This window comes from Cytobacillus citreus, from assembly GCF_018343665.1.
GTDB lineage: Bacteria > Bacillota > Bacilli > Bacillales > Cytobacillaceae > Cytobacillus > Cytobacillus citreus.
In genome coordinates this window covers 316073-329260 of the sequence record NZ_JAGYPM010000003.1, presented here as the reverse complement: position 1 = coordinate 329260, position 13188 = coordinate 316073, and the positions used below count along the sequence as shown (strand labels likewise).

Here is a 13188-nt window from a genome sequence, read left to right as displayed (position 1 = left end):
TGAAGGTTAAGTCAGTTGGCGGCTTTTATTTTATCTCAGTGCTATGCTAAAAAAATATTGAAATGTGCCACATACCTCAAGGAAAGTACTCGATCAACTTGTAAAGTAGTTATTAAATGTACCTACTTAAACCTCCATTTTAGCTCTAAACGCCTGTCCTAGTCTTTTTGACTGTGCAGTCGCTTCTTTAATACAATCAATAAATGCATTCTGTACACCATAGGAATCTAAAATTTTTATACCAGCCTCCGTTGTTCCACCTGGGCTTGTCACTTCTTTGCGAAGCTGCTGAGTTTCCTTCGTTGATTTTGATAGCATTTCAGCTGCCCCAAGCAATGTTTGTACAATAAATTCCTTTGCGACGTTTTTTTCAAGTCCAATGTCTAATGCGCTTTTTTCCATCGCTTCTGTAAGATAGTAGATATAAGCTGGCCCACTGCCTGATAAACCTGTTATTGCATCAAGCTGCTCCTCTTCAACTATTGCAGTCAAACCAACTGTTCCGAATATTTTCGTAACGAGCTTTACTTGTTCCTCAGATACATTTTCATTTATCGCCAAGGCCGTTGCTGATTTTCCGACAGCAGCAGAAGTATTCGGCATTGCTCTCACAATGGCCAACTCCTTTTCTGCTAAGTGTTCGATGCTGTTGATCGCCACTCCTGCTAAAACGGAAATAACAAGCATTTCCTGCGTTAAGTATTTCTTTATTCGAGTAATCGCCACTGCCGCATCTTTAGGCTTCATCGCCAAAAAGACAATCTCAGCATCATGAAAAATCTCCTCTAATTGATACGTTGTTTGAACTCCATATTGAGTTTGCATCTCCTTTAACTTGTCGTGATCAGCCTTATTCGTTACCCAAATACGATGTGGATCAACTATTTTATTTTTTAATATTCCGGAAATTAATGCATCTGCCATAGAACCTGCACCGATAAACGCTACTTTTTTCATTCTGAATGCCTCCTTATGAATAAAACTTTTTTGTAGACGATTTTGTTTGATTTACGTTAGGGAGAAGGTTCGTGTAAGTTAGTTAAAATTTCCCCATTTATCAAAAATAAAAATAAAAAGCCCCTTCATCCGTAAAGGACGAAAGGGCTAAGTTTTCGTGGTACCACCTTAATTACCCTTTCTTAAATGCAGCAAAAGGGTATCTCTTCTCCGTTAACGCCGGAAACACGTTTAGGTTTTCCTAACTGCTCATAAGGTAGGTTCAATGGTCAAGTGGACGGTGAAGCCTTTCAGCCGCTGAGCTTCACTCTCTTTCGTCTTTGTTCCATTTACTGGCCTTATTCATCGCTGTTTTCCTCTGTCTAATGATATTAATAGAGATTATGGACGAGGACGAGCAAGTTTGTCAAGGGTTTAATATCTAAAAATATAGAAAATTCTGTTTCGGCAATGTATTATTTCAGAATATTTCTTGCAATCTTTTTTAATCCATGTCTTTTTTCATGGAAGAATGGTTTTAATGCTGCAGATTTTCATAGACTAAGTAATTCTATTAATCCTTCTAGCAGGAAGCGTTAAGGCCAAAATGTTTACTCAGTCAATCCCTTTTCCTTAGAATTTGAGTAGTTAAGCCTATATGACAAATAGTATAATCTTCTTATTTTTGGTATTTTAATTAAAATTTACAAAAATGTGATTGTGCAGTTAATAGAGGAATGCTTAACTAAATGAGAAGAAGGTATTAATATAATTAAGAGGGTTTGGGGGAGTTCAAATGAAAGGTAGGCTTCAGAAAAAGATATTTAGCCTCGCTCTAATTTTTACAATGATTTTCAGCCTGTTTAATCCATTCCTTGGAAATGTATCGAAGGCAGCAGAAACAATTACGGTTGCAGAGGCAATTGCAAATAATAGTGGATTTGCCACGGTTGAAGGGTACATTGTTGGTGTTACTAATAATGGCCCAAAATATCAGCATCAAGGGCCTTTTACAGTGAACACTAATATTGCTATTGCAGATTCAGCAGATGAAACGGATGCAAAGAAAATTTTGCCTGTTCAGCTGCCAGCAGGTTCTATTAGAACAGCATTGAATCTTGTGGATCACCCAGAGAATCTAGGAAAAAAAATTAATATTACTGGTAATTTAACTGCTTACTTTGCAGTTCCAGGTTTGAAAAGTCCTACTGCTTATTCATTTGTCGAGGATACTGACCCTGTCAAGGTTCAAGCTGTAACTGCATTACCAGATAGTGGTGCAGTTGTCAAAGGTACAAGAGTTGAATTAGCGACAACTACTAAAGATGCAGAAATCTATTTTACTTTAGACGGCTCAGAACCTACTAAATTCAGCACGCTTTACACAGAGCCGATCGAAATAAATGCCCCAGTCACCATCAAAGCCATTGCCGTAAAAGCAGGTTTAACAGACAGTGAAGTAAAGGTGTATGATTATAGCATTCAACAGGAGGATACGATCCGTATTCATGATATTCAGGGTGCTGGCCATTCTTCTCCATATGCAGATCAAAACGTAGTAGGTATTGAGGGAATTGTTACATATGTAGTTGATGGAAGCAATTTTTATATGCAGGACAGGCAGCCAGATGAAGATCCAAACACTTCTGAAGGCATTTTAGTTTATAAAAAATCCCATAATGTTAAAGTGGGTGATGTTGTAAAAGCTAGTGGTCAAGTGAAAGAATGGGTTTTGGAGGGATATGCTGAAAAGCTGCAAACGGACCTCCCTGTTACTGAAATAAATGCAACTAATATTCAAATGATTAAAAGCAATGAGCCCCTACCTGCTCCTGTTGTTCTGGGAGTCGATCGTATGCCGCCTCTTGAAGTGATCGACAGCGATAGTTTAACAGCTTTTAATCCTGAGGTTGATGGTATTGACTTTTTTGAGAGCCTTGAGGGTATGCTCGTACAAGTAAATAATCCAAAGGTAGTAGCTCCACAAAAATATGGAGAAATTATCGTCGTTCCCGAAAATATTCCAACAAATACAAAAGCGGGTGGGTTACGCATTACAGAAACGGATTTTAACCCAGAAAGAATGACTATTGATATTAATGATAATTCATTTGTAGCTAAAATGGGGGATCGCTTCAATGGATCTATTCAGGGGGTTGTAAGCTATGGTTTCAGCAACTATAAAATCCTAAGTGATAAAGCGAAATTGCCATCACTGTTGCCTGGAGCAAACGAGCGCGAAACAACAGCAATTGCGCCAGAGGATGAAAAATTGACTATAGCATCATACAATGTAGAAAACTTTTCAGCGAAAACAGATGATTCGAAGGTTACGAAACTAGCAGAAGCTATTGTTACAAATATGAAACAACCAGATATTATTGGCTTGACAGAGGTTCAAGATAATGATGGACCAACGGACAGCGGAACGACTGATGCAAGCCAAAGTGCAGCGAAATTAATCGAAAAAATAGTATCTTTAGGTGGCCCAACATATGTCTATACAGATATTTCACCGGTAGATAAATTAGATGGCGGACAGCCAGGAGGAAATATCCGTGTTGGTTTCCTTTACAATCCGGAACGAGTATCACTAATGGAAGGTGTAAAAGGCTCTGCTACAGAAGCAGTCGGATTTGAAAATGGCAAGCTTACACTTAATCCAGGTCGTATCGATCCTACAAATTCTGCTTTCAATTCAAGCCGAAAACCGTTAGCCGCACAGTTTGAATTTAAAGGAGAAAATGTCATTGTTGTAGCAAACCATTTTAACTCAAAAGGCGGAGACCTTCCTCTGTTTGGAAAAACTCAGCCTCCAGTTTTAAATAGTGAAAAACAGCGGATGGAAATTTCCGCGATTGTAAACAATTTCGTCAAGGATGTTCAATCAAAGGATCCGAATGCAAATATTGTATTGCTTGGTGACTTTAATGATTTTGAATTTTCTAATCCGTTGAAAGCATTAAAAGGACAAGAATTAACGAACATGATAGAAAAAGTTCCGGCAGATGAGCGCTATACTTATAACTACCAAGGGAATGCTCAAGTTTTAGATCATATTTTAGTTTCTAACAATTTAGCAGATTCAACTGAAGTTGATATTGTTCATATTAATTCCGGCTTCATGGAAGAACATGGACGTGCCAGCGACCATGATCCGGTTTTAATTCAAACGACTCTAAAAGAACCCGTTAAACCAGAAGAACCGAAGTATGATAAAGTGTACAATCTTGTCAACTACAAAGCAAAAAAACTTGTCATAGGACCGGATAATGCGTTAATTATCATGGATAAAAATTCGACAATCACCGAAGGAATTTGGCTCAAAAAATCTGCCACCCTTAAAGGGGAAGGATTAAAGAAAACGAGAGTTGTCATAAGCTCTGCCCAAAAAGACACAGTTGTTGATCTTACTGGAACAGAGATAAAGGAAGTTCTAATAGAGAGTGATAAGGTGAAGGAAATTAGAGGAGCAGAGAATGTTAAGCAATGGACGTTAGGTAAAAAAGTCGACCCTTCCGCTATTAAATTTACAAATGCGAAAGGGGAAGAGATTCCTTCTCCATTTGCTCCTAAAGAGAACAAAGCACCAGTACTAACTAAGCCATTAGACAAAATTAATGTCAAAACTGGTGAGAAGGTTTCGATTCAATTAAGCGAGCATTTCTCAGATCCAGATGGAGATCCATTGGTTTACACTACAACAATTGGTACTGTATCGGGTTCTGTGCTTACACTTCCAACCGATAAAATCGGCAATTACTTAATCGCAATTACGGCCAAGGACGGAAATGGCGGAGAGATTACTGCCCGCTTCTCATTAACTGTTGAAGAGAAGAATGAGTTTGATGGCTATTATGATCCAGCTGCTGGGAAAACCGGAGCAGATTTGAAACTTGCTCTTCACAAAATTATTAGCGAGCAAACCAAAATTTCGTATAGTCAAGTGTGGGAAGCATTAAAGGAAACTGATGAGGATCCTAATAACGAGGACAATGTTATTTTGATTTATAAGGGTGAATCCCGTCCTAAGAGCAGTAATGGCGGAAATGTAGGTCAATGGAATCGTGAGCATGTTTGGGCCCAATCCCATGGTGGATTTGGGACAAATAATGGACCAGGTACGGACCTTCATCATCTCCGGCCTTCCGATGTACAGATTAATAGTACTAGAGGAAATCTAGATTTTGATAATGGCGGCAATCCAGTCAGTGGCTGTGATGGCTGTTTCAAAACATCGAACTCTTGGGAACCTCCAGATAGAGTTAAGGGAGATGTTGCCAGAATGCTCTTCTATATGGATGTTCGCTATGAAGGAACGAATGGTGAAATCGATTTGGAATTGAATGATAAAGTTGGAAATGGAAACAGCCCATATCACGGTAAGCTGTCTGTCTTACTAGAATGGAATAATCAAGACCCAGTAGACGATTTTGAACGAAACCGCAACAATATTATTTATGAAAAGTGGCAGCACAACCGCAATCCGTTCATTGACCATCCTGAATGGGCGCAGATGATCTGGGAAAAAGCTAACTAATAATTTGTTTTTGGTTATATCAAAATTTTGGACATATTTATTAATTTATGGCTGTGTTAAAGCTTAGTGTTGGAAATTCTATTTAGTTGTCGATTGGAGCGGAAGGCGCGTGCCTGCAGCGGAAATCAACAGGGAAGTTTAACACAGCCTAATTTAAAAAAGCTATCGCTTTGCGAATAGCTTTTTCTTTTTGCTAATAAGGAAATCGGAAATATTCTTGAAGTGGTGACAGCCTCTTATTATTGGTAAAATGAACAAAACAAAGCCTTGAGGTGATTTAGATGTGCGGACGTTTTACTTTAACAGCGACTTTTGAACAAATTATTGATCGATTTGATATTGAACAACTTATCGAACAAGATTTATATGCTCCGAATTATAATGTCGCTCCCTCACAATCTGTATTAGCAGTCGTCAATGACGGCAGCAGAAATAGATTAGGGTTTTTAAGATGGGGATTAATTCCTTCATGGGCTAATGATGAGAAAATCGGTTATAAAATGATTAATGCGAGAGCTGAATCCTTAAAGGAGAAGCCTAGTTTCCGTAATGCTTATATGAAAAGACGCTGTTTAATAATTGCGGACAGTTTTTATGAATGGAAGCGTCATGATAATAAAACGAAAACCCCGATGCGTATAAAACTGAGAACAGATGAACTTTTCGCAATGGCAGGATTATGGGAGCACTGGAAATCTCCACAAGGGAAATCTGTGTTCTCCTGTTCTGTTATCACCACAACGCCTAATGAACTTGTAAAAGATATACACGATCGCATGCCTGTTATATTAAAGCCAGAAGATGAAAAAATATGGTTAGATCGATCAATTACAGATCCATCTTATCTTGATGGATTGCTAAAGGCTCTTAATCAGGACTTGATGGAGACGTATGAGGTATCTACGCTCGTTAACTCGCCGAAAAATAATTCTCCTGAGTTGATACAGAAAATTTGCTAGGAGTTTAAAAGACGATTATGCAGCTAAAACCTTATAGGTTTGAGTCACTGTTTTATTTTATACACCTTTTTGTTAGGAGATAATTCTTCGGTTATTTTCTAGTTTTTGCTTTTTTATTTTAAATGCTCTTTCATTTCAGCTTGAACACGTACTTTTTCCTCATCGGGGACGATATAATAGTAAATGCTGTTAATTTTTGTCCCACTCCCGTTAATGGATGATTGTTCAACGGTTTTGACAGCAACCCGATAATTTTTTTGAATGTCTATCATCTCCTCAAACTCTAGGTTTGTTTTTATATTATTTCCTAATGCTTGAAATATCTCTTTATAGTTTGCTAATGAGGAGAGGCTTGCTCCTTTCTTAAGTACGGCTTGTATGATTTGACGCTGTCTAAGCTGACGGCCAAAATCTCCTCTTGGGTCATCATATCTCATCCTGGAAAACGATAAAGCTTGCTCCCCATTTAACGTTATTTCTCCTTGTGGAAAGTGCTGATCTCCTTCGGTGAATTCTAAGTCATTATTAACAGTTACCCCGCCAACAGAATCAATAATTTCTGTAAAACCCTCCATATTAATTTGTATGAAATAATCAATAGGGATATCTAAAAAGTTCTCCACTGTTGCTATTGACATTTCTACTCCACCATATGCATAGGCATGATTGATTTTGTCGACTGTACCATGACCTATTATCTCTGTTCTTGTATCTCGAGGGATGCTAAGAATCTTGACAGAGTTTTGATTAGGGTTAACTGTTAATACAATAATTGAATCTGAACGTCCACGATCTCCTTCACGTTCATCAACACCAAGCACTAATACAGAGAATGGGTCTTGTTTGGTCAGTGTAATTTCTTCTTGCCTTTTAATTGATTTCCCCCTATCAATAGGCTGATGCATTGTTTCAATCGATTTTGTCAAAGATTTATAAAATGAATATCCATAAATACTCGTACCTATTAAAATAAATAGAATAATTATTCCTGTTACGCGGAGCCACATTCTATTCTTTCCAGATCTCATACTTTTCCCCTACCAATTACACAAAAATTCGATTGCCTAAAACCTCTAATAAATATGTTATCTTTTACCAGACTCTACCCATCTGTCTGTGTCATAGGGGCTATTCTTTTAAAAAAGAGCTATTAGTCATTTCTATTCAGTAATAAAGGAATAAATTACATACCCTCCTTGAGTGTTAATTGAAAAATATAAAAACATAAAAACATAAAAACATAAAAACATAAAAACATAAAAACATAAAAACATATTCACCTGAAAGAGGTTTTTTATTTATCCCGCATTAACGGGCAGTAAGACCCCCACCTCAAGATTGAGAGAGAAGCGAGGAAGATAGGTGGGGGATAACTGCCCGTAAAAGCCCGATTGGTTCAACTAACCATCAGTGGGGGGTGAAAAAAACCCCCACTGATGGAAGTTTCACTTTATCAACTTATCAAATGCAGCATGAAATTTTTTGGTCCACATTTAGAGTCAAACACAGATTATCTGCTCTCCATTAGTGTATATTGAATTATGCGAAAATAATGACAACAATTAAAAATAAGGTTAAACTTATGTTTAAAAGGTCAGAAAGTATAAAAGTTTTGTTGGAAATGGTATCAGAAAAACTGAAATCCTTTGAGGTATGTAAATTTGATTCTATCTAAATATAGTAATTTTTGAGGAGTTGAAAAAATGGCAGAATGGAAAGATGGCCTTGCTAAATTAGTCATTCCGACACCTTTTTCTGTCGGTGATGTAAATGTCTATGTTGTGAAAGGGGAAAGGCTGACGCTTGTCGATGTTGGGCCAAAAACGGAAGAGGCATGGGAGGCTTTGAATGCACAATTAAAAGATTTACATTTATCGCCTGATGATATTGAGCAGGTTGTCCTTACTCACCACCATCCTGATCATGCTGGTCTTTTAGATTATTTCCCGCAGACTTTGGATGTATATGGACATCGAAATAATCAAAGATGGTTACATCGTACGGATGCGTTTTTAAAAGCACATGATGAATTCTACTATGATCTTTTTCCTAGGTGTGGGATTCCGGAGCAATATTTATCGTTTATTGACTTGATGAAAAAGCCGCTGTATTTTTCCTGCAGCCGTTCTCTTTCAGGGGAATTGAAGGAAGGGGACATCCCGCCAGGTCTTTACAGTTGGACGGTCATTGAAACACCTGGGCATGCTCAGAGTCATATCGGTTTATTCCGGGAAAAGGACGGCGTTTTTATTGGAGGAGATCATTTACTTGCACATATCTCTCCGAATCCATTAATGGAACCTCCTTTGCCTGGCAAAACAAAGCGCCCAAAACCGCAAGTGCAATATAATGAGTCTTTGAAAAAGCTGCTGCAGCTTCCAATACAGCTCTGTTATTCTGGACATGGCGATAATATTTATCATGTTCATGAACTTATCGAAAAAAGACTTGTCCGCCAGCATGAGCGCGCCTTGCATGTGAAAAAATGGCTGGAAGAAGAGCCCCTTACTGTTTTTGAAATTTGTCAGCGTCTTTTTCCAACAGTATATAAAAAAGAATTTTCCTTAACAATTTCTGAAACAATCGCACAGCTTGATTATTTGCATGCATTGGGAGCAATTAGTATAAATAAAGAGGGGAAAGCTTATCTTTTTTCTGCTTAGCTTTTTGGAAAGAGAGGTGCTTCCCAATTGCAGTTAATGAGGTGACACAATGTCAGAGCGTTTGAAAAATAAAAATATTATTATTACAGGGGCTTCAGGTGGAATCGGTGCGTCCATGGCGGCCCTTTGTGCGGAGAGAGGAGCAAATCTTGTTTTGCTCGCCCGAAACGATGAGAAGCTAGGTACACTGAAAGCTGATTTAGAAAGGCGTTTTCAAGTGAATGTAGATGTACATAAACTTGATGTTTCAAACACGGACGAGGTGGAGGCTGTCTTTTCAAAAGTTTTGGAGCAGCTAAGTTCAGTTGATGTTCTTGTTAACAATGCGGGGTACGGTATTTTTCGTGAAGCGCATGAGGCAAAAATTGATGATATTAAAGGGATGTTTGCTGTTAATGTTGTCGGCTTAATGGCTTGTACGAGTATGGTTTTGCCTAAAATGCAACAGCAGGGAAGCGGCCACATCATTAATATTGCCTCCCAGGCTGGTAAGATTGCTACACCGAAATCAAGTGTTTATTCCGCAACGAAGCATGCTGTCCTCGGTTACACTAACAGCCTTCGGATGGAGCTTTCCAAGCATCATATTTTTGTGACTGCCATTAATCCAGGTCCGATTGAAACGAACTTTTTTACGATTGCCGATGAAAAAGGAACATACGTTAAAAATGTAAAGAAATTTATGTTAAAGCCAGAGTATGTGGCCAAAAAAGTGGTGGATGCAATGCTGACGCCTACTCGCGAAATTAATTTGCCGCGCTGGATGAATGCAGGCAGTATTGTGTATGCTCTTTTTCCGCGCTTGTTTGAGCGTCTTGGCAGAAGGGCTTTTAATCAAAAATAAGCATTAATTTCTAAAAATACGGTGAATCTGTTATATAGCCATATACGACATCATTGACAATGTCATGTAAGTCACTTTCCTTTTCACTTTCTTTCATTAAATTAATTTTTTGATACATTTCCTCAAATTCCACGCTGCCAAAAGATACAGACTCATTGTATTGTTTTAGGCAGCTTTGGATCATTTTAAATATGAACTTCTTATCCATTTAAAAATTCCTCCTCATGTCGATTATACGGTTTTTAGGTCGATAGACATACTGGAAAAATTCCCTTTTATAAGAAATAAGTCATGAAATTCCCATTGAAAGAGAACGTATATTCGTTTATTATAATGTGTATACTAAAATTAGAACAAACGTTCTTGTTTTTTAAGGAGTTTCGCCCAACAAGATTGTCTGCTTTTCAAGGAGGAAGAGCTATGATTGATTACAGCACGATGCCAAAGAAACAGATTTTGTGTGTGGATATAAAGAGCTTCTATGCAAGCTGTTCCGCTATTATGCGCGGGCTCGATCCTCTTGAATGCTATCTCGTTGTTGCTGGAAATCAAGAGCGGAAGGGAAGTGTTGTTCTAGCAGCGTCACCAAGGATGAAAAAAGAATTCGGTATAAAGACAGGAAACCGTTTGTATGAAATTCCAGACGACCCGCGGATTATTGTAGCTGAGCCGAAAATGGGAACCTATTTAAGGGTTTCGACGGAAATTACCCGTGTTTTTAATCGTTATGTTCCAAAGGAAGCGATTCATACGTACAGTGTAGATGAGAGTTTTATTAAGGTGGATGGGGCTCTGCACCTTTGGGGGGATGCTTTGACAATTGCCTGTAAGATCAGGGATGATTTAGATCGGGAATTTCAGCTGCCATGCGCTATTGGAATTGGGCCTAATATGCTGATTTCGAAGCTTTGCCTTGATTTGGATGCGAAAAGATCGGGGATTGCCGAATGGACATACGATGATGTCCAAACGAAATTATGGCCTGTTTCACCTCTATCGGAGATGTGGGGAATTGGGCGCCGTGTGGAAAAAACGCTGAATGGAATGGGGATCTTTACCGTTGGACAGATTGCCCATTATGATTTGGAGAAGCTTGAGAAGAAATTCGGCATCATGGGAAATCAGCTTTACCATCATGCATGGGGGATTGATCTTTCTGAAATCGGGGCACCGATAATAGAAGGACAGATTAGTTTTGGGAAAAGTCAAATCTTGCTCCGGGATTATAAGGAAGAGCATGAAATTAAGTATGTCATCCTTGAGATGTGTGAGGAAGTGGCAAGAAGGACACGTAATCATCGGAAAGCTGGAAGGACGATCAGCTTCGGTGTAGGCTATAGCCAAGATGAATTAGGCGGCGGCTTTTATCGTTCGAAAACGCTTGATGAGCCAACAAACATTACAATGGATATTTATCGTGTGTGTGTACAGCTTTTTCATAAATTTTATGAAGGAAAAACAGTGCGGCAAATTTCTCTTTCCATTGGCAATCTTGTTGATGACAATGAAATGCAGCTCAATCTTTTTGATCAAAATGGTTGGAAGAAGAGAGAGCTTGGCTATACCGTTGACCATATCCGATCGAAGTTTGGAGCGGGGGCACTTCTAAGAGCGGTCTCCTATACAGCTGCGGGAACGGCCAGACATAGAGCAACACTTGTCGGCGGTCATAAAATGTAGGCGGTCACTTTGTTAAATAAGGGGGTTGGATCATGATTCGAGACAGGGGCAGAATAAAATGGACATCCATGATGCTCCCAGAACATGTAAAGCTATTAAGAGATTGGGCGAAGGAAGATACGTACGACCAAAGGCGGGAGATCGATGAACAAAAGCTTGAGAGCATGAATGACATCATTTCCGAGGCAATGGAATTTGGAAAAAGCGTTACAATTACTCACTATAGGCATAATAATTACGAACTTGTTATTGGAAATATTCATTTTTGGGATGATATTAATCAAAAGCTGCATATTGTAGATCGATTTGAGGAGATACACCGGATACACATTTCTGCTATAGCGGATGTACGGTTTACCATGTAGTAGCCTTTTAGTCGTTATAAAAACTGAGCAATAGAAAGGATATACTGTTCAATTGTTCAGTTTTTTATTCGAATGGCTATATTTATTAAATTGAGACTTCAAATTAGAAGTCTCGTTGGTAATTACTTTTCTTTTCTGTCAAAAGCTCACAAAAGAAAAATATTATTTAATTAGAAATTATTTTTACATACATACCGTCCTTGAATTTTTTCTTTGCGTCTTCACCGATACTCCTAACATACTCTGATAATTTTGAAGCTCTAATTAATTTGTTTTCATAAAGGACAGAAGGGTCAATAAGTCGCACTTTATTCTTACGGTGTATATCATATTCGTTATTATCTTCTTTTACTTGTACTCTACGATGAATTCGTTTTATAAGACTTTGTATATCTTTGTCATCAGATGAACGTAATAAGAGCATTACTTCTTTATCTGTTCCGAGCAAGGTATTAAGGTTAATAATATTTTTTTCTAATGCTAATTTTAAAGTTTTTGCCAAGAAATCATAGCCATATATATTCAGAGGGTCCATGAAGTAATCAATAACTTCTTTATAATAAGTTTTTACAAACCATTCAGCTGTTTCGATATTTTTCAGATACATTTTCCCATCTATTATGATTAAATTCTCGAAAAAACTCTGAATCTCTTCCATTGTGATATTTCCGTAATGATACATATCTCGGAGAGTGTAGTCTACTCGATCGGCACATAACTCAGGCGCTGGTTGTTCAAGTAATGGCCACTTGGAGTCGTCTAATAATATTTCTTTATAGTCATAGCCATATTTTTTTAGGATAAGAGGAATTTCAGACTCAGTAACGATTTGATGATAAATTTTTTCGTGGTAATTCTCCTCAATATTTTCAAATACGAAATCAATAACGTGAGAAAATGCTGTATGTGATACATCGTGAAGCAGTCCTGCCATTTATTCTTCTAGGGAGCCGCCGAATTTCTTGATTAAGAGCATTACACTGATAGAATGTTCATACCTTGTAACATCCCATTCCTGATTAACTAAATAACTTGATCCACCTTGGTAAACACCTTTTAATCTTTGTACAGGACTACTGTAAATTAGTTCTTCGAGAATTCCATCTATTATAAATCCCCCATAAATTTTATCTGTTACGATCACTCACTTCACCCCTTCAAAATAACTAACTCGGAAATTATATTTTAACCTATTACAAAC

General features: G+C 38.0%; 9 protein-coding genes, 1 pseudogene and 1 other annotated feature. Of the genes and pseudogenes, 6 read left to right on the top strand and 4 right to left on the bottom strand.

Annotated elements, in window-relative coordinates:
* Window positions 1-126: 126 nt before the first annotated feature.
* Window positions 127-957 (bottom strand): pyrroline-5-carboxylate reductase, encoded by an 831-nt coding sequence (gene proC / locus KHA94_RS13205; RefSeq protein ID WP_213102605.1) that lies wholly within the window; start codon window positions 955-957, stop codon window positions 127-129.
* A gap of 131 nt (window positions 958-1088) precedes the next feature.
* Window positions 1089-1312, bottom strand: a binding site (T-box leader).
* Between the two features lie 420 nt (window positions 1313-1732).
* Between proC and KHA94_RS13200 the strand changes: the two genes are divergently transcribed.
* Window positions 1733-5476, top strand: coding sequence for an endonuclease (locus tag KHA94_RS13200; RefSeq protein WP_213102604.1), 3744 nt, complete (start codon window positions 1733-1735; stop codon window positions 5474-5476).
* 281 nt (window positions 5477-5757) lie between these two features.
* Entirely contained in the window at window positions 5758-6435 is a 678-nt protein-coding gene (locus tag KHA94_RS13195; RefSeq protein WP_213102603.1) for an SOS response-associated peptidase, read from the top strand.
* Between the two features lie 113 nt (window positions 6436-6548).
* Here the strand turns inward: KHA94_RS13195 and tagU are convergent, their stop codons facing one another.
* Window positions 6549-7463, bottom strand: coding sequence for a polyisoprenyl-teichoic acid--peptidoglycan teichoic acid transferase TagU (gene tagU / locus KHA94_RS13190; protein ID WP_213102602.1), 915 nt, complete (start codon window positions 7461-7463; stop codon window positions 6549-6551).
* A 675-nt stretch (window positions 7464-8138) separates the two neighbouring features.
* Between tagU and KHA94_RS13185 the strand changes: the two genes are divergently transcribed.
* Together KHA94_RS13185 and KHA94_RS13180 are read left to right on the top strand one after the other, a co-directional pair.
* Window positions 8139-9098: an MBL fold metallo-hydrolase gene (locus tag KHA94_RS13185; RefSeq protein ID WP_213102601.1), complete on the top strand. Its 960-nt coding sequence runs from the start codon at window positions 8139-8141 to the stop codon at window positions 9096-9098.
* A 49-nt stretch (window positions 9099-9147) separates the two neighbouring features.
* Window positions 9148-9942 carry an SDR family NAD(P)-dependent oxidoreductase gene (locus tag KHA94_RS13180; protein ID WP_213102600.1) on the top strand — a complete coding sequence of 265 codons (795 nt, stop codon included), beginning with the start codon at window positions 9148-9150 and terminating at the stop codon, window positions 9940-9942.
* 10 nt (window positions 9943-9952) lie between these two features.
* On the opposite strand, the gene KHA94_RS13175 is transcribed toward KHA94_RS13180, so the two are convergent.
* On the bottom strand, window positions 9953-10150 hold the full coding sequence (locus tag KHA94_RS13175; RefSeq protein ID WP_213102599.1) for a YqzH family protein: 198 nt from the start codon (window positions 10148-10150) through the stop codon (window positions 9953-9955).
* A 212-nt stretch (window positions 10151-10362) separates the two neighbouring features.
* Between KHA94_RS13175 and KHA94_RS13170 the strand changes: the two genes are divergently transcribed.
* Together KHA94_RS13170 and KHA94_RS13165 are read left to right on the top strand one after the other, a co-directional pair.
* Window positions 10363-11622, top strand: coding sequence for a Y-family DNA polymerase (locus KHA94_RS13170; protein ID WP_213102597.1), 1260 nt, complete (start codon window positions 10363-10365; stop codon window positions 11620-11622).
* Between the two features lie 32 nt (window positions 11623-11654).
* Window positions 11655-11987, top strand: a complete 333-nt coding sequence (locus tag KHA94_RS13165; protein ID WP_213102595.1) for a YolD-like family protein — start codon at window positions 11655-11657, stop codon at window positions 11985-11987.
* A gap of 166 nt (window positions 11988-12153) precedes the next feature.
* Here the strand turns inward: KHA94_RS13165 and KHA94_RS13160 are convergent.
* Window positions 12154-13131: pseudogene (locus KHA94_RS13160) on the bottom strand (HD domain-containing protein).
* Between the last annotated feature and the right edge of the window lie 57 nt (window positions 13132-13188).